The organism is Streptomyces sp. NPDC041191 (assembly GCF_055591945.1).
The window spans coordinates 206,083-221,335 of the sequence record NZ_JBVIZC010000002.1; the positions used below are offsets into that span (position 1 = coordinate 206,083).

At 72.4% G+C, this 15,253-nt stretch carries 18 protein-coding genes; 15 read left to right on the plus strand and 3 right to left on the minus strand.

Annotated elements, in window-relative coordinates; translation table 11 throughout:
* Positions 1-8 precede the first annotated feature (8 nt).
* From ACZ6AQ_RS04080 to ACZ6AQ_RS04090, 3 genes are read left to right on the plus strand one after another with little or no spacing between them, the layout of a single operon-like run.
* A complete protein-coding gene (locus tag ACZ6AQ_RS04080; RefSeq protein WP_468757289.1) occupies positions 9-1,409 on the plus strand; it encodes a hypothetical protein in 1,401 nt (466 codons plus the stop codon).
* A 28-nt stretch (positions 1,410-1,437) separates the two neighbouring features.
* On the plus strand, positions 1,438-1,875 hold the full coding sequence (locus tag ACZ6AQ_RS04085; protein WP_468757291.1) for a hypothetical protein: 438 nt from the start codon (positions 1,438-1,440) through the stop codon (positions 1,873-1,875).
* Positions 1,872-2,960: a bifunctional 5,10-methylenetetrahydrofolate dehydrogenase/5,10-methenyltetrahydrofolate cyclohydrolase gene (locus ACZ6AQ_RS04090; RefSeq protein ID WP_468757293.1), complete on the plus strand. Its 1,089-nt coding sequence runs from the start codon at positions 1,872-1,874 to the stop codon at positions 2,958-2,960. Before ACZ6AQ_RS04085 ends, ACZ6AQ_RS04090 begins: the two co-directional genes overlap by 4 nt.
* Positions 2,961-3,031: 71 nt before the next feature.
* Here ACZ6AQ_RS04090 and ACZ6AQ_RS04095 read toward each other — a convergent pair whose 3' ends face one another.
* On the minus strand, positions 3,032-4,021 hold the full coding sequence (locus ACZ6AQ_RS04095; RefSeq protein WP_468757295.1) for a hypothetical protein: 990 nt from the start codon (positions 4,019-4,021) through the stop codon (positions 3,032-3,034).
* 222 nt (positions 4,022-4,243) lie between these two features.
* A complete protein-coding gene (locus tag ACZ6AQ_RS04100; protein ID WP_468757296.1) occupies positions 4,244-4,681 on the minus strand; it encodes a helix-turn-helix domain-containing protein in 438 nt (145 codons plus the stop codon).
* A gap of 208 nt (positions 4,682-4,889) precedes the next feature.
* On the opposite strand from ACZ6AQ_RS04100, the gene ACZ6AQ_RS04105 reads away from it, so the two are divergent.
* From ACZ6AQ_RS04105 to ACZ6AQ_RS04115, 3 genes are all read left to right on the plus strand, one after another.
* The gene (locus tag ACZ6AQ_RS04105) at positions 4,890-5,186 is read left to right on the plus strand and encodes a WhiB family transcriptional regulator (protein WP_468757298.1); all 297 of its coding nucleotides are present in this window, start codon (positions 4,890-4,892) and stop codon (positions 5,184-5,186) included.
* 396 nt (positions 5,187-5,582) lie between these two features.
* A complete protein-coding gene (locus ACZ6AQ_RS04110) occupies positions 5,583-6,299 on the plus strand; it encodes a hypothetical protein (RefSeq protein ID WP_468757840.1) in 717 nt (238 codons plus the stop codon).
* Entirely contained in the window at positions 6,296-6,505 is a 210-nt protein-coding gene (locus ACZ6AQ_RS04115; protein ID WP_468757300.1) for a hypothetical protein, read from the plus strand. The genes ACZ6AQ_RS04110 and ACZ6AQ_RS04115 overlap by 4 nt, the downstream gene beginning before the upstream one ends.
* A 115-nt stretch (positions 6,506-6,620) precedes the next feature.
* Here the strand turns inward: ACZ6AQ_RS04115 and ACZ6AQ_RS04120 are convergent, their stop codons facing one another.
* Positions 6,621-6,911, minus strand: a complete 291-nt coding sequence (locus tag ACZ6AQ_RS04120) for a hypothetical protein (protein WP_468757302.1) — start codon at positions 6,909-6,911, stop codon at positions 6,621-6,623.
* A gap of 360 nt (positions 6,912-7,271) precedes the next feature.
* Between ACZ6AQ_RS04120 and ACZ6AQ_RS04125 the strand changes: the two genes are divergently transcribed.
* From ACZ6AQ_RS04125 to ACZ6AQ_RS04165, 9 genes are all read left to right on the plus strand, one after another.
* On the plus strand, positions 7,272-7,676 hold the full coding sequence (locus ACZ6AQ_RS04125) for a hypothetical protein (protein ID WP_383440659.1): 405 nt from the start codon (positions 7,272-7,274) through the stop codon (positions 7,674-7,676).
* Positions 7,677-7,866: 190 nt separating this feature from the next.
* The gene (locus ACZ6AQ_RS04130; protein WP_468757303.1) at positions 7,867-8,478 is read left to right on the plus strand and encodes a phage tail tube protein; all 612 of its coding nucleotides are present in this window, start codon (positions 7,867-7,869) and stop codon (positions 8,476-8,478) included.
* 119 nt (positions 8,479-8,597) lie between these two features.
* Positions 8,598-8,888: a hypothetical protein gene (locus ACZ6AQ_RS04135; protein ID WP_467386448.1), complete on the plus strand. Its 291-nt coding sequence runs from the start codon at positions 8,598-8,600 to the stop codon at positions 8,886-8,888.
* Between the two features lie 65 nt (positions 8,889-8,953).
* Positions 8,954-9,292 carry a hypothetical protein gene (locus ACZ6AQ_RS04140; RefSeq protein ID WP_468757305.1) on the plus strand — a complete coding sequence of 113 codons (339 nt, stop codon included), beginning with the start codon at positions 8,954-8,956 and terminating at the stop codon, positions 9,290-9,292.
* 339 nt (positions 9,293-9,631) lie between these two features.
* Positions 9,632-10,393 carry a hypothetical protein gene (locus tag ACZ6AQ_RS04145; RefSeq protein ID WP_468757307.1) on the plus strand — a complete coding sequence of 254 codons (762 nt, stop codon included), beginning with the start codon at positions 9,632-9,634 and terminating at the stop codon, positions 10,391-10,393.
* Between the two features lie 24 nt (positions 10,394-10,417).
* The gene (locus ACZ6AQ_RS04150) at positions 10,418-11,617 is read left to right on the plus strand and encodes a phage tail protein (RefSeq protein ID WP_468757309.1); all 1,200 of its coding nucleotides are present in this window, start codon (positions 10,418-10,420) and stop codon (positions 11,615-11,617) included.
* Positions 11,614-12,903 carry a phage tail family protein gene (locus ACZ6AQ_RS04155; protein WP_468757311.1) on the plus strand — a complete coding sequence of 430 codons (1,290 nt, stop codon included), beginning with the start codon at positions 11,614-11,616 and terminating at the stop codon, positions 12,901-12,903. The genes ACZ6AQ_RS04150 and ACZ6AQ_RS04155 overlap by 4 nt, the downstream gene beginning before the upstream one ends.
* Before the next feature lie 149 nt (positions 12,904-13,052).
* The gene (locus ACZ6AQ_RS04160; protein WP_468757312.1) at positions 13,053-13,988 is read left to right on the plus strand and encodes a phage distal tail protein; all 936 of its coding nucleotides are present in this window, start codon (positions 13,053-13,055) and stop codon (positions 13,986-13,988) included.
* A gap of 61 nt (positions 13,989-14,049) precedes the next feature.
* On the plus strand, positions 14,050-15,249 hold the full coding sequence (locus ACZ6AQ_RS04165; RefSeq protein WP_468757314.1) for a hypothetical protein: 1,200 nt from the start codon (positions 14,050-14,052) through the stop codon (positions 15,247-15,249).
* Positions 15,250-15,253 lie beyond the last annotated feature (4 nt).

Consider the following 15,253-nt stretch of genomic DNA (forward strand, 5'->3'; position numbering starts at 1 on the left):
TGACAGTGATGCGCACGCGAAAGGCCGTGGCGGGGACCGTCCTGGCCGGGATGCTCCTGACCGGATGCGCGGGGATCGGCGAGCCGGCGTCCACGGGGAAGAAGGGGGACGACGGGAAGAAGACGACCGCCGCGCCGTCGGCCTCCCCGACTCCGGCGGGCCCCTCGGTCCTCCTCACCGTCCCGCCCGCCTACAGCGCCGACCGGGGCTGGGAGCAGCTGCTCTCCTGGATGCCGGCGAAGTACTCCTCGAAGCCGCCGGTGGCCGTGGCCCCCCGGAGCGACACGATCGCCTACGTGAACACCACGGAGGACGGTTACGTCGTCCAGGTCCGGGAGGCGTCGACCGGCAAGGTCCGCTTCACCAGCAGGCCGTGGGAGCCGCCCACCCCCCTGGGGGAGGCCGGCAAGAGTTCCTACGAGGGCGACAAGGTGGAGCTGCCCTCGGTCTCGACCACCTTCCAGGACGGCCGCGAGTACGTCGTGCTGTGGGCCCACGGCATGCTGGGCGGGGACGCCCTCACCAAGGGCAAGGAGATCGTCCGCCTCCTGGTCCACCCGGTGGACGCCTCCGGCCCGGCCGTGGCGCCGGTGCGGCAGATCGACGTCCCCGTGGAGGTGTACGGGCCGAACTCCGAGGGCGGGAGGGACGAGGACGACCTGCGCGTCGAGGACGTCGGCGGCGGGCTCCAGGTCCACTGGAACGGCACGAGGAAGGGCGCCGTCGCCGTGGACGTGACGAGCGGCACGATCGACGCGTGCGCGGACGCCTGCGCCGAAGGCGTCGGGCGGGTCAGGACCGCCAAGGGCTGGGTCGTGTCCGGGCACGGCCTCGGCCTCGTGGAGATGCCCGGCGCGTGGCACATCCAGGACGACGCCCCGTCGGGCGTCCGGTCCACGATGGACAAGCTCTCCATGGACGGCCAGTACATGGCGGCCGTCGGCGGGCACCTCCTCACCCGGTGGCGCACCGAGGCCGGGGGCACCTTCTCCACTCCCCTCGTCGCCGTGCACAACGCCGCCACGGGCAAGCTGGAGACGAGCATCGTCTGCGAGAACCCCCGCACGGGCGAGGCCGTCTCCTCCCCCAACGGCCGCTTCGTCGCCGCCGGCACCGTCGCCTTCGACCTCCAGCGCCGCCACGGCGCCTGCCTGGACGCCGGCGAGAGCCGCAAGGCCGACGTGTCCGTCCGGGCGATCACCGACGACGGGATCGCGTACGGGGAGGTCGCCGCGCGGATCGGGGAGGAACCCGGCGCGGCCGAGGCCGACCTGTCCTCGGGCGACGGCACGCCCCGCGCCCTTCCCGCCGGCACCCGCGTGCCCGAGTGGGCCCTGCGGGACACCGGGGTGTTCCTGACGCCCCAGCCGGTGAACGGCCTGCTCATCTCCGTTCTCAAGCGCAAGTGACGGACCCGATCCCTTTTTGGAGAAGTACGTGTCCCTTCCCCGGATCACCCAGATCCTTCATTGGCAGCACCGTCGGGGCGCGGCCCACACCTTGTTGCGCGCGGTCTACGACCCGGCGGCCCGACAGGCCGTCGTGGTGTTCTCCGAGCTGGCGAGCAACCCTGATGACCGGGGCATCACCAACGACTTCGCCCCGCTCGCGGAGGCCGCCCTTCCGGTCCTGCGCGAGAAGTTGAGCCCCGACCTGGCCTCCGTCCTATGGATCGCCCACTTCGGGAACTTCTCGTACCACTACGTCCCCGGGCCCGATTCGTTCACGCTGATCACTCTGAAGGTCACGGAGCACGGCTACCAGGACGAGGAGAACGACCGGAAGCTGACAGCCGACGAGGTCGTCCGCCTGTTCCACGGCGTTCCCCTGGCTCCGGTCCCGGAGGTGCTGGCCGGCCTGGAGTCCTCGACGTGACGGAGCTGGTGTCGGGCCGGGAGGTGCTGCGGCAGGCCCGCGAGCTGTACGCGCCCTACCGGCCCGCCGTGGAGCCGACCGGGATGAGGGTGGCGGTCATCCGCTTCACCCCGGCGGACAACGACCCACCGGACTGGCGCGTCCGCCTGGAGGCGTCCCGGATCTCCGCCGAGCAGAAGATCAAGAGCTTCGAACACCTCGGCTTCCGGGCCGACCACGTCGTCCTGCCCCCGGACGCCGGACGCGGCGACTTCAGCAGGATCCTTCAGGGATACAGCGCGGACCCGGACACGCGCGCGATCATCGTGCAGTTCCCTCCGCCGCCCGAGTTCCTGCCGTACATGGACCGGCTCGATCCGGCCAAGGACATCGACGCCCTGCTCAAGGGCGAGTCCCCCTACCCCGCTTGTGCCACGGCCGAAGGCATCTACCGGGTCGCGGAACCCTTCGCGACCGACCACCCCACCATCGCCGTGGTCGGCAGCAAAGGCTTCGTCGGACAGGGAGTCGTCAACATGCTCCGGGCCGGCGGACACGACCCGATGACCCTCGACTACGGCGACAGACTCGAACAGGTCCGCGACGCCGACATCGTCATATCCGTCACCGGCAACCCCGGCATCCTCACCCCCGACCACATCCGGCCCCACCACCGCGTCGTCATCGACTCCGGCTTCGTCCCCCAGGCGGACGGCACCGTCCGCGGCGACGTACGCGCCGAGGCCTACAACATCCCCCAGAACATCACCCCCGTACCCGGCGGCATCGGCCCCGTCGAAATGGCCACCCTCATGGAACGAGTGGTCCGCCAGGAAGTCGACCCGAACGCCACCTCCTGGAAGGTCACCCCCGGCCCCTACCTCGACCGGACACAGTTCGCGACCGCCACCAACACCACCACCGCCACCGCGACGGCCACCACCCCCTCCATCGCCGCCGCCGCCCGCCTGCGAGGCACCACCGCACCCGCGACCGGCACCCCTTCGGCCCCCGCCCCCCAGGCCACGGCCCCCCGGGTCCCCGGCCAGCAGACCACCCCCCGGCCCCACCTCCCGCCCCAGGGAGGCGGCGGCCCGGCCCGCTGATCCCCGTTCTCCGGGGGACGACGGGGCGGCCGCCGGCGGAGGCCCCGGCCGGGCAGGGCCGGACGCCCCCCTCAGGCGGTGTCGTCGTCGGACGCGGACGACGACGCCGAAGGCCGTCCGGCCGCCGGCCCGCGGCGGGGCCTGCGCGGTCCGGCGAGCTTCGGAATGCTCGGGATCGTGGGCACCTTGGACCTCCGGCTCTTGGGGACGAAGCCGGGCGGGGGCGGGGTGCGCGGAGGACGGGCGGAGGGTGAGGAGGCGGCCCCAAGAGACTCCGAGGTCTCCGGGGCCTCCGGGGACGCCGAAGGCCCCCCTGGCGCCGAGGACTCCCCGGACGCGGAAGGACTTTCGGGTCCCGAGGGGCCCCGGGGTCCCGGAACCACCGGTCCCGCGTGGCCCTCCGGGGCGGCCTCCGCCGCGTCCGGTTCCCCCGGGCCGCCCTCCCCCGCCCCGGTGCCCGGTCGCCGCGTACCGGCGGCCCCGTCCGCACCGGTGCCGGACGCAGCCCCCGCGACGGCGTCCGGACCGGCATCGGCGTCGGCCGGCCGGTCGGGCTCCTCGGGCGGTTCGTCGGGAGCCGCCAGGATCTCCTCGGGCGCGTTCGCCGCCTGGTCCGCCGCCGTCGGCCGCTTCTGCGGGAAGGGGATGACGGACGCGTCCCCGGACGTGCGCCGCACGAGACGCAGCGCGCGGGTACGCGTCAGCCGCGCCTCCTCCGGCGTGGGCCCGGCGTGGGCGGTGGCGTCGCGCCACCCGTTCGCGTAGGCGCGGAACTCGCGGCGCTCGACCTCCTCGCGGAGCAGGACGGCGATCTCGTCGGGGGCGTGGTCCTCCAGCAGCCTGACGAGTAAGGCGAGGAGACCGGGGATGTCGCCCGGGGAGTCCGTATCCCCCGGGGCCCCCGGAGACGAAGTCCCCGGAGAGCCCGAAGACCCCGGGGGCCTGGTGGAGCCACCGTCGCCCGGTGGGTGTTCCTCACCGCACGCGGGGTCCGGCGCGTCGCCGCCGGTGGCGTCGTTCCCGCCGCCGGAGGGCAGGGACCTCTCCTTGCCCTCGGTCATGCGTTTTTCTCTCTCGCGTCCCATCGCTGCCGATCCCGCCCGTGGCGTCGAAGGCAGACTGCGGCCACCTGCCCGGCCCGCGTGACATCGGCGTGTGCGACTCCTGGGGCGTCACTGGTACAGGTGTGCGGGCGTCAGGCCGTGACAGTTTACTGGGACACGGGGAAGACGCCCGCTCCGGACGCCTTCCCCCGCGCGAAAGGCCGCTCGGGCGGCACGGGTTCAGTCCTTGGCGAGCGACTCGCGCCGGGCCGGCAGCGCGTCCAGGAACTGGCCCGCGACCTTGATGAACATCTCCCGCTGCGCCGCCGGCACCCCGAGCCCGGCGGCGGCCTCCTCCAGGGTCAGCCGGCGTCCCCCGACACCGGGCTGAACCGTCTCGGCGGTCTGCGGCAGCGGCAGGTCGTCCTCGGTGAGCCGACCGGATCTGATGAGCATGTCCCGCACCGGCACGTCCAGGACGTGCGCGAGACGACGGGTCGTCTCCAGGTCCGGCATGCTCTGCCGCTGCAGCAGCCGGGTGATGGCCGCGCGGTGCACCCCCGCTTCGTCCGCGAGCCGGGACTTGCCCCCTCCGCGGGGACTGTCGATGTCGAAGCCGCGGCGGCGAATCAATTCCTCGATCCAGGCGGCGAACGGTTCCAGGTCACTGGCGGTCATCACTGGTCGCCTCCCTCCAAAGCGATGTCCAGCTTATCGCGATTGCGCGCAAGGAATTACGTGCTCCTGCGCACGCACCGTGTTGATTTCGCAAAGGCGAGGAGACGGGAACGTTGCGCGCGAGCGCGCAATATGTCATCGTGCGTGTTCGCAACTACGGCCCGGACCGCGCGAACGGACCGGCCGCCGTCCGAGACAGGAGTTCCGCATGCCGTCCGCAACCGCCCTGCCGCTGTCCGAGATCGTGGAGTTCTTCGGCTGGCGCGCCGCCGCCGCATGCTCCGGGCTGCCCCCGCACGTGGTCTTCAGCAGACGGGAAAAAGAGGCTCTGCCTGCACTGATGGCATGCGAACGGTGTCCGGTCGTACGGCGGTGCGAGGAGGCCGTGGCCCCGGCGGAGAGCTTCTTCGACGGGGTGAGCGCCGGCCGCCTCTGGCGCAACGGCCGACCGGCCGGGCGCGGGAGGGGGCGGCCGGGCGCCCCCGGACCGCACGCCGCGCCCTGAGACCACCCCGTTCCTCTTGTTGCGCCCACGCGCGCATCTCGTCGGGCGTCCGCCGGACGCGTGCGCGTCGAGCGCCTTCCGGCGTATCCGGGACCACGCCGGAGGCCAGCCCCGTTCCGCACGTGACGTAGGGGCTCCTCGTACGGGGTCCCGATCCGGCCGCGTGAAGTCCCCGTACCCGACCGGCACTTCGCCCCGCCCCCGCTCTTTCCCCCTCCGCCGCACCCGCCCCACCTGGAGGCCCTCTTGTCCACGCCGGCCGCGTCCTCACCCCAGCCCCCGCCCTCGACCGCGACTCCGTCCGTTCCCGCTCCGTCCGTCCCCGCTCCCTCCGGACCGGCCGTCCCCGGGCCGGCCCTCTCCCCCGAGAAGACCGTCCGCGACGCGGCCCTCTGGATCGAGGCCCTGCTCAGGCAGTTCCCCGAGTTGCTGACCGAGCTCGCGCCGGGCCGCCCGTCCGCGTCCGCCACGGGCGAGCGGCGCGCTCCCTCCCCCGAGACCGACCGGCGCCTCCGCGAGGAGCGCCGGGACTCGCTGCTCGCGCAGCAGCGGCACGGCACGCCCGTCCCCGGTTACTCGGCCGCTCCGCTGCGGCTCCACGTCTCCGACGCCCTCCGCGACATCACCGACGGCGTCATCGAGCTGGACGAGGCCGTCCACGACAAGCTGGGCCTCGGCCGCCCGCGCCACGCGCGGGTGCCCCAGCGGCTGACGCGGATCGCGGGGTTCCTCCCCCGGGTCGCCGCCCACCCGGAACTCGCCGCGCACGTACGGGACGAGTCCCGGCGCATGGCCCGCCGCAGCGCCCGTGTCCTCGGCGACTCCGAGACGATGGTGCGGGTCGGCGGCCGCTGCCCGTGGTGCGATTCGGTCTCCCTGCGCGCCTTCCCGGCCCGCCGGGCGGTGCTGTGCGTGAACCCGGCCTGCCGCTGCGCCGGCGAGGAGTGCGACTGCCGTACGGACCCCGCCTACCGGCACGTGTGGCACGAGGGCGACTGGGAGGCCCTGGCGCGTGCCGCCGGGGCGGACCCCGACGAGATCGGCGTGTCGATGGACGAGTCCGCCGACGCCCGCACCGCACCCGCCCGTTCGGACGAAGGAGGACGCCGATGACCGTCATCGCCGCCGACACCCTGATCAACGGTGCCCTCGCGGCCACGGAGGCCGGCGTGGTGCCCGCCACGATCCGCAAGTGGGTCCAGCTGGGCCACCTGGTACCGGCCGGCCGGCAGGGCCGGGCGCTGCTCTACCGGCTGGAGGACGTGTTCGCCGCGGAGCGCGCCACCCGGCGCAGGCCCGCGGCGGACCCGGCGGCCTGAGAGCGGGGACAACAGAGCACGGCGGTACGGCACCACGGCAGAACACCGGAAGACACGGAAGAGGCGGTCGCCCCGAGGGGCGGCCGCCTCTTCCGTCTGCCGTGCGGTCCTGACGTCACGGTCCTCCGTCCCCTTCCGGTCGCATGGGCACCACGCGCGCGCCGTCGGGGTCGGGGCGGGGGGCTCCGACGTGGGCGACCGCCTCCTGCCAGCCGCTGGAGAACCCGCGGATCTCCGCCTCGACCGCGATCCGCGCGCCGACCTTGCCCACCACGGCGGAGAGGGTCCGGGCCACGTCCCCGGTGTACGTACCGGCCTCTCCCGCCTCCGCCGCGACCTCGACGGCGGCCGCGACCACCTCGGTCAGCCGTTCATGAGCACTGCCGGCACCCCCGACCACACGCACCTGCCGTTCCCTGTCCGCACAACGCGCTGACATCGACTCACGCACCAATCGAATCTGTGTTCGAAGTATCGAGGGTAACGCGCCGTGGCGGTGCGTCACCAGTCCAAACACTCATGCCCCGAGCGGGCTCGCACGAACTAGTTGCGCGCTCGCGCGATCTCGTTCACAATAGGTGCAGCGGCGGAGCTGTGCCCGCATCCCTCCAGGGACCGGCTCCCCGCCTCCGCGTCCGGGCGGTGCCCCGCAAGGCCCCGCGCGCCGGGACCACGGGCTCCCCCCGGCCCGCTCCGGCGCGCCGAGCGCGCCGCGGGCACCGCCCGGACGCCGTCAGCCCCGTACGAACAGGAGTGATTCCCCGTCATGAGCTCAGCCCCGAGCACCTTCCCCGACGTGGAGGCCATCGTCGTGGACCTCCTCTCCGACCGTCCGGAGCTGGCGGGCGCGGTCGTCGACGAGACGCCGCCGGCCGGTTTCGACGGCACCCAGCGGGCCGTGATCGTCTCCCGCCGCGGCGGCGCCTGGATCGACGACCTGCACGTCGACCGGCCGATGATCGAGCTGGAGGTGTACGGCCCCGACAAGACGGCCGCCCACGTCCTCGCCAACGCGGCCCGCGCCGTGCTGCTCCAGAGCGCCGGCACGGCCTTCGGCACGTCGGTCATCACCGACGTCGCGGAGGCGGACGGCCCGCGCTGGCTGCCCGACTACGTCTACACCGCCGCGAACCGCTACCTCTGCGTGATCCAGCTCTCCGTCCGGACCTGACCCGGCGCCCGAGTCCTTCCGCGTCCGCCCGGCGGGCGCGTACGGGACCGCGCCGGCACGCACCGCCCCCGTACGGGCCGGACCCTCCGCCCCGTACCCCACAGACCAGGCTCCGCCGATCCCGGCGGGGCCTTTGCCGTACCCACGGCAGCCCACCGATGCACCACCCATTCCCCTGAAGGAGCACCCCATGGCAGGCAACTCCGCTTCCGAGATCCGCGTCGCAGGCACCGGACGCGTCCTGGTCGCCCCCCTCGGCGCCCCCCTCCCGACCACCTTCTCCGCCAACCCCTCCACCGACTGGGGCACCGGCTGGGTGGACCTCGGGTACACGTCGACCGACGGCGTGACCTTCTCCAAGAAGGACAAGCTCGACCCGGTCGAGACGTGGCAGTCGATCAGCCCGGCCCGGTTCGTCTACTCGGACCGCGACCTGACGCTGAAGTTCTCGATGCTGCAGTTCAACGAGGACACGCTGCCGTTCTTCATGGGCGGCAGCAAGACCGACATCACCCCCGGCGGCACCGGCAACCCGGGCGTCTTCACCTTCGACGTCCCGGACGGCCCGACCTTCGACGAGCGCGCGCTCGGCCTGGAGTTCACCGACGGCAAGGAGGTGACGTACCGCTTCGTCATCCCGCGCGGCCAGGTCACGGCCACCGACGACATCAAGCTCGCCCGCAAGGCGGCCGCGTCGCTCGGCGTCACCTTCACCGCGCTGTCCTCCGGGGACGGCGAGCCGCTGGCCACCTTCGTCATGAAGGACCCGGCGTACGCGGCGGCCGCCGGCGCCGGCGCCTGACCACCCCCCGTGCCGGGGCGGGGGCCCACCGCCCCCGCCCCGGCGCACCACCCTCCCCCCGCACCACCCTCCCCCCGCACCACCCTTCTCACCCGCGTCCCAGAGATACGGAGACACCCATGGCATCGTTCAACGTCAACGCCGCCCGCGCCCAGCGCCTGGAAGCCCTCGGCCGGACCTGGTCGTTCGAGCTGGACGGCGACACCTTCGAGCTTCCGACCGAGCTCACCCGCGGCGCGGCCGGCGGGCTGAAGGACCTCGACGACAACGACGTCGACGGGCTGCTCCTGCTGCTGATGGGCGAGGAGCAGTTCGCGCGCTTCGAGAAGCACGAGGTCACCATGCAGGACATCGCCGCCGTCCTGGAGGCGTACGGCAAGGAGACCGGGCTCGGCCTGGGGGAAGACTGAGCCTCGACGAGTTCGTCACCGAACACGCCGAGGCCCTCGAAGCCGACCTGCTCCGGCACTACGGGGTGGACCTGCTGGACTGGCACCGCGGCCGGCTCTCCTCCCGCCGGCTCGCGGTCCTCGTGAAGCACCTGCCCCAGGACAGCGCCGTCTGCCGGGAACGGGACGGCGAGGCGGCGGAGTGGTCGGTCACCGACTACCTCCTGGCCGCCCTGGTCGACCACATGGCGGCGGCGAACTGGATGTTCGCCTCCGTCCACTCGGACGAGGACTCCGACCCGCCGGAGCAACCGGTTCCGGTCCCCAGGCCGGGCGACCGCGAGCGCGAGGAGGAGGCGGAGCGGTCGGCGCCGGAGGCGGCGGGCGTCCCGGACCCGGCGGAGCTGGGGCGCTTCTTCTCGTGAGTCACGATCGGCGTGAGTCACGACCGGTGCGCACCGCCGGCCCGGCGTCCCCTCCCGCCGTCGGGAGGAGCACCGGGCGACGGTGCGGCGGTCCGGGTCGGCACCGGGGCGGGCGGCCGGGTCCGTCACGGGGGGCCGGCGCCCGCCCGCCGCTCCGGCGGCTTCGGCCCCCGGCGACCTTTTGTCCGCAGTGCGCGGAGCCTTCCCGACCCGCCGTGCGGCGGCGCGCCCGGTGGCTCCGGAACACCTCGACCTCGCGGTGGGGAGCACCAGAAGAACTCGCGCCGGTTCGGAAACCGTGCGAGCACCGTGCCGCAGTGATCCCACAGGAGACCTCGGATGGGAAACCCCAACCCCAGAAAAACCATAAAAGAAGTCGACGACGCCCTCTACGCCATGGAAGAGGCGTCCAAGGACCCCTACAAGCAGTTCCGGGAATCCTTCAGCGGGATTTCCAGGTCCTTCAACCAGCTCAGCGCCACGCAGAACGCCATCAGCTCGACCGTCAACGGGATCAGCACGACCGTCAACGGGATCAGCGTCACCCACAACACCTTCAGCTCCACGGTCAACAAGTACAGCAAGACGGTCAACGACATGAGCGTGACCGTCAACAAAATGAGCGTGACCGTCAACAACATGAGCGTCACCCTCTCCAAGGTCAGTGGCACCGCCTCCTTCGCGTCGCTCACCGCGACCGGAGTCGCCGCGAGCCTCACCGCGCTGACCGTGGGCCTCTCGGTGTTCAAGGTCGACGAAAAAGGAATCACCATTCTCGGCGCCACCCGGGAATTCAAGTGGACCAACAAGCTGATCGACAAGCTGCAGAAGAAGATCGAAAGCAAGAAACAGAAGGAGGCGCGTCGGGACAAGGAGATCGACGCGGCCATTCTGGAGAACCTCAGGCGGGACGTCGACAAGATCAAGGCCGCGCTCAGGTCCGTGTCGCAGGCGGCAGACCGTCAAAGAGCGACGGAGACCAGGCGCCCCGGCCCCGCTCCCCACGGAATCGACCACGCGCGCCCCAGCGCGAAAGGCGTCGCCTCCGATGTCCGCGTGCTGCGTGCCGCCGTCACCGAACTCTCCGCCGCCTTCGCCTAACCGCGCACACTCCAAGGAGTCGCCATGTCGCTCGCTTCAGCGGCAACACGGGCCTCGGGCTCACTGAAACAGTTCAAGACCCAGGCGGACGCCTCGGCCAGGGCGGCCCAGAGCATCGGTCAGGGGGCCCGCACCGGGCAGAGCGGGCTCACCGGCCTTCGGTCCGCCGCCCAGGGTTCCGCCCGTGAACTCACCAACCTCAAGTCCGCCGCCGACAAGGCCGACAAGTCCCTCGCGAAGGCCGGCAAGACCGGCACGACCAGCGGCGGTCAGATCGGCAACTTCAAGAAGGGCGCCGACAACGCGTCCAAGGGCATGGGCGGCCTCAACAAGTCCATGAAGGGCAACTTCATCGCCCGGCTCATGGAACTGTTCATGCCGCTCATCGAGAAGGTGGTCGAGATGGCCACCCGCTCGAAGACCATGCAGAAGGTCCTCAAGGTCGCCTTCGACGCCATCAAGAAGGTCATCACCGCCGTCATGAAGGCCATCGGGCCGATCATGAAGGCGGCCGGGAAGCTGATCAAGACGGTCTGGGACGGCATCAAGAAGGCCGTCACGGTCGTCGTGGACGCCGTCTCCAAGGTCATCTCGACCACGTTCAACGCCATCAAGAAGGTCATCACCTCGGTGATGAACGGCGTGAAGTCGGTGATCTCCGGTGTCTGGAACGGCATCAAGAAGATCATCTTGCCGGTCGTCAACTGGATCAAGGACGTGGTCCCGAGGGCGTTCAGCGCCGTCAAGGACAAGCTCTCCAGCATCTGGGGCGGCCTCAAGGACATCGCCGGCCGGGCGTTCGACAAGATCAAGGGCGCCGTGAAGGGCCCCATCAACGCCGTCATCGGCCTGATCAACGGCGCGATCGGCAAGCTCAACGGCATCAAGGTCTCGATCCCGGGCTGGGTCCCCTTCGTCGGCGGCAAGACCTTCGGCGTCAGCATCCCGAAGATCCCGCAGCTCGCCCAGGGCGGCGTCGTCCAGCCGCGCCGCGGCGGCGTCCACGCCATCGTCGCCGAGGCCGGCGAGGCCGAGGCCGTCCTGCCGCTGTCCAAGCTCGACCGGCTGCTGCGCCACACCGCCCGGGCGGCCCGTGCCCGGTCGATCAACTCGGGTGCCGGGGCGACGCACGGCTTCCAGATCGAGAACTACTACGAGGCGTCCTCCAGCGACTTGCGGGAGACCGCCTCCGCCCTGCTGTTCCTGTCGAAGGCGCGCGGATGAGCACCGCGCCCGCCCTTCCCGCGAACACCCTCCAGGTCGAACTGCGGAACCTTACCCGCGCGCTCACGTCGTTCCGCGCCCAGGTCACACCGGCCGTCCGGGCGGCACGCGCCCTGCGCGGCGTCCCGGCCCGGATCACCGGCGCGCTCGACGGCGTCCGTTCCGACGCCTCCTCCGCCACCGCCCAGCTGCGACAGATCCGCGGCCGGGCCGACGGCGCGGGCACGTCCCTCACCAGGACCGGCCGCACGGCCGGCACCGCCGCGACCGGCATCAGGAACGGCGGCTCGAAGACCAGGGGCGCGGTGGGAGGGCTGGTCACGCTCGTGGCGGGTGCCGCCGGATTCGACAGCATCGCCGGTCTCCTCGGCCAGTTCATCGGCCCCGTGTCCCAGGTCATGACCGTCCTCGGCATCGGTCTCGGTGCCGCCGCGGCCGCCATGACCGCCGCCAACGTCGCCATGCGCGCCAACCCGCTCGGCTTCCTGGCCGGGATCATCGTGCCGGTCGTGGCCGCCCTCGTCGAGTACGCCATGAACACCGAGACCGGCCAGAAGATCATGAAGCAGGTCTTCGACCACGTCCTGAAGGTCTTCCAGCAGATCCTGAAGTTCCTCGGCCCCGTCGTCACCTTCTACGGCACGATCATCGGCACCTACTTCAAGGCCATGGGCGTCGTCATGACGACCGTCGTCGAGGTCGTGGGCGCCGCCGTCTCCGGGGACTTCGGCAAGGCCAAGGGATCGATCACCCGGGCCACCGAGGCGCTCAGCGCCCTCGTCCGGCGGCCCTGGAACGCGTTCAGGACCGTCATCCAGCCCGTCCTGGACTGGATCACCGGCAAGATCCCCGGCATGTTCACCCGGGTGAAGGACGCCACCGCCGGGACCCTCGGCGGCATGGGCGACTTCGTCTCCACCGGCCTGCAGATGCTCGCCGGGGTCATCACCGGCCCCGTCAAGGGCCTGATCGCCTTCGCCAACTGGGTCATCGACGGGCTCAACAGCCTCAGCGGCGAGTTCCTGGGCAAGAAGTTCGGCGTCAAGCTCGACAAGATCCCGCAGCTCGCCGAGGGCGGTGTCGTCGATCCCTCGCGGGACGGCGCCTCCGCCGTACGGCCCCTGTCCTCCCTCGACCGGCTCCGGCCCGCCGAAGCGGGACGGCGGACCGGCGGCACCCCCGACCCCTCGGACCGCGCCCGCCTGCGCGCCTACCACGAGCCGGAGGGGCGCAGCCCCCTCGCGGTCGCCGAGGACCTGCTGTTCCTGCACCGGACCGCGGCCTGAACCCGGACCGGTCCGGCCCGGAACACCACCGCGCACCCCCGCCCCCGCACCGGACCACGCCACACCACCGCGGACCCCCGCCCCCGCACCGGACCGCGGCCCGCGCCCGGCCTGGACGCGGCCTGACGAAAGTGAGGTGACGGCCCGTCATGGCCGAGACCACCACCGCGTACACCGACGAGACCGCACCCGGCTCACTGATCACCCGCGACGGGCAGATCCAGTGGGCCGGCCTGCTGATGGGTCCGGGCACGCCGTACCAGATCGACCGCACCGGCATCACCGGCTGGGACGACCTGCCCACCCTCGACACCGGCGACGTGCCCCGCCCCGACCAGCACGGCGCCTGGCCCGGCGCCGTCTGGGCGCAGCCGCGGCTCGTCACCGCCACCGTCTGGCTGGTGCCGCCCACCGCCGCGCAGGCGCTGGACACCGGCCTCGCCTTCCGCGCCGCGACCGGCCCCGAGGGCGGCGAGCGCTGGCTGGCCGTACGGCTGCACGGCGAGACCCTCGCCGTACGGGCCCGGGTCAGCCGCCGCGTCGTCCCCCAGGACCGCGCCTTCGTCCGCCAGGGCCTGGGCAAGGCGAGCCTGCAGTGGACGGCGACCGACCCGCGGCGCCTGAGCCCCGCCCTGCGCGAGGGCCGGGCGACCCTGCCGGTCAGCGAACCCGGGCTCGTCTGGCAGGACGAGACCGGCGGCGGACTCACCTGGCCGCTGAGCTGGGGCGGCGACGCCGAGTCCGGCAGCTTCAGCGCGGTCAACGAGGGCGGCGCCGCCGCCCACCCCGTGATCGAGTTCCGGGGCCCCGTCCGCCGCCCGTCGCTGACCCGGCTCGGCGACGGACGCCAGCTCCAGTACGACATCGCCCTCGGCGCGGGCGACGTCCTCACCGTCGACACCGAGGCGGGGACCGTGCTGCTCAACGGCACCGCGTCCCGGCTCTACACGGCGACGCCCGCGTCCGCCCCGGAGCAGCTGTTCCGGCTGGAGCCCGGCCGGACCGCGCTCGCCTTCCGCTCCGACGACGCCACCCCCGACCCGAGGGCCTCGGTGACCGTGCGCTGGCGCGACTCCCACTGGTGACCGGTCCCGGCGCCTGCTCCCCTCCCCCGACTTCCCACCACGCATCTCCCAGGAGGACCTCATGCCCGTGCGCAGCGCATGGCTGATCAACCGCACCGAGACCGAGACCGGCCAGTCCCGCGCCGACACCCGGCTCGCCCCCACCGGCACCATGGCCCCCACCGGCGCGCTGACCAGCGCCACCGGCATCCTGCCGGGGTCGAAGGACGGCGCGTACCTCATGGACGCGCTGTACGTCTACGGGGACACCGCCGGCATGACGGCGAACGTCGCTCCGGGCCGGGCCGTCATCCAGGGCTCCGCAGCCGCCGGCGCCTACCCGGTCGTGCTCACCGACTACACCCAGATCACCTTCGCGGACGGCGACGCCAACAACGACCGGGTCGACCTGGTCGTGCTGCGCGTGTACGACGCCCAGTTCGACACGGTCAACAACCGCACCGAGGCCGTCCTGGAGATCCTCAAGGGCACGCCCGGCGAGCCGGACCCGCAGCCCGTGCCGGAGGGCGCGCTGCCGCTGGCCAGGGTCGTCGTCCCGGCGGGCGCGTCCGTCGGCACGGGCGGCCTGGACTGGTCCAAGGCCGTCTACGACCTGCGGCACACCACCGTCGCCGTCGGCGGCATCCTGGCGGAGTCGTGGAACCGGGAGATGAAGGGCGGCTACACCGGCCAGTACCGGGACAACGCCACCCAGCTCCAGCGCTGGGACGGCAACCGCTGGATCTCCTACCCCAAGCACATCGGCGGCGTCGCCCCGCAGGGCGCGCTGGCGGCCGGCGAGTACGTGGGCCAGTACCGCGACGAGGGCGGCAAGCTCCAGCGCTGGGACGGCACGATCTGGCGCCCGATCATCCCGACCAGCGGCTGGAACTACAACAACGACGGCGGCTTCTGCAAGTCCGTGACCTGGGTCGAGAGCATCACCGACACCGGCGTCCCGGGCATCTCCACCCTGTTCACCACGTCCGTCTCGGGCGCGGTGCTGGTGACGGTCGGCTACCGCGGCAGCAACTCGGTCGACACCGGCTGGTCCCAGATGTCGGCGAACATCCGCCTCGCCGGCGCCGTCGTCGTCCCCGCCGACGACTCGCGCGCCGCGGCGGTGACGGGCAAGGCGAGCGTGTCGGTCTCGCACACCTTCCGGGTGACCGGCCTCAAGCCGCACACCGTGTACGACGCGGTCGCCGCGTACGTCTCGTCGGCGACCAGCAACAACGCCTGGATCGACAACCGGTTCATCCGCGTCGACCCGGTGCTGTGAGCCG

What these genes read in the sequence shown, in the direction of transcription:
- ACZ6AQ_RS04150 (WP_468757309.1), top strand. Translation starts at nt 10,418, where the DNA reads ATGTCGCTCGCTTCAGCGGCAACACGGGCCTCGGGCTCACTGAAACAG.
- ACZ6AQ_RS04125 (WP_383440659.1), top strand. Translation starts at nt 7,272, where the DNA reads ATGAGCTCAGCCCCGAGCACCTTCCCCGACGTGGAGGCCATCGTCGTG.
- ACZ6AQ_RS04135 (WP_467386448.1), top strand. Translation starts at nt 8,598, where the DNA reads ATGGCATCGTTCAACGTCAACGCCGCCCGCGCCCAGCGCCTGGAAGCC.
- ACZ6AQ_RS04160 (WP_468757312.1), top strand. Translation starts at nt 13,053, where the DNA reads ATGGCCGAGACCACCACCGCGTACACCGACGAGACCGCACCCGGCTCA.
- ACZ6AQ_RS04115 (WP_468757300.1), top strand. Translation starts at nt 6,296, where the DNA reads ATGACCGTCATCGCCGCCGACACCCTGATCAACGGTGCCCTCGCGGCC.
- ACZ6AQ_RS04165 (WP_468757314.1), top strand. Translation starts at nt 14,050, where the DNA reads ATGCCCGTGCGCAGCGCATGGCTGATCAACCGCACCGAGACCGAGACC.
- ACZ6AQ_RS04080 (WP_468757289.1), top strand. Translation starts at nt 9, where the DNA reads ATGCGCACGCGAAAGGCCGTGGCGGGGACCGTCCTGGCCGGGATGCTC.
- ACZ6AQ_RS04145 (WP_468757307.1), top strand. Translation starts at nt 9,632, where the DNA reads ATGGGAAACCCCAACCCCAGAAAAACCATAAAAGAAGTCGACGACGCC.
- ACZ6AQ_RS04130 (WP_468757303.1), top strand. Translation starts at nt 7,867, where the DNA reads ATGGCAGGCAACTCCGCTTCCGAGATCCGCGTCGCAGGCACCGGACGC.
- ACZ6AQ_RS04155 (WP_468757311.1), top strand. Translation starts at nt 11,614, where the DNA reads ATGAGCACCGCGCCCGCCCTTCCCGCGAACACCCTCCAGGTCGAACTG.
- ACZ6AQ_RS04105 (WP_468757298.1), top strand. Translation starts at nt 4,890, where the DNA reads ATGCCGTCCGCAACCGCCCTGCCGCTGTCCGAGATCGTGGAGTTCTTC.
- ACZ6AQ_RS04095 (WP_468757295.1), bottom strand. Translation starts at nt 4,021, where the DNA reads ATGACCGAGGGCAAGGAGAGGTCCCTGCCCTCCGGCGGCGGGAACGAC.
- ACZ6AQ_RS04100 (WP_468757296.1), bottom strand. Translation starts at nt 4,681, where the DNA reads ATGACCGCCAGTGACCTGGAACCGTTCGCCGCCTGGATCGAGGAATTG.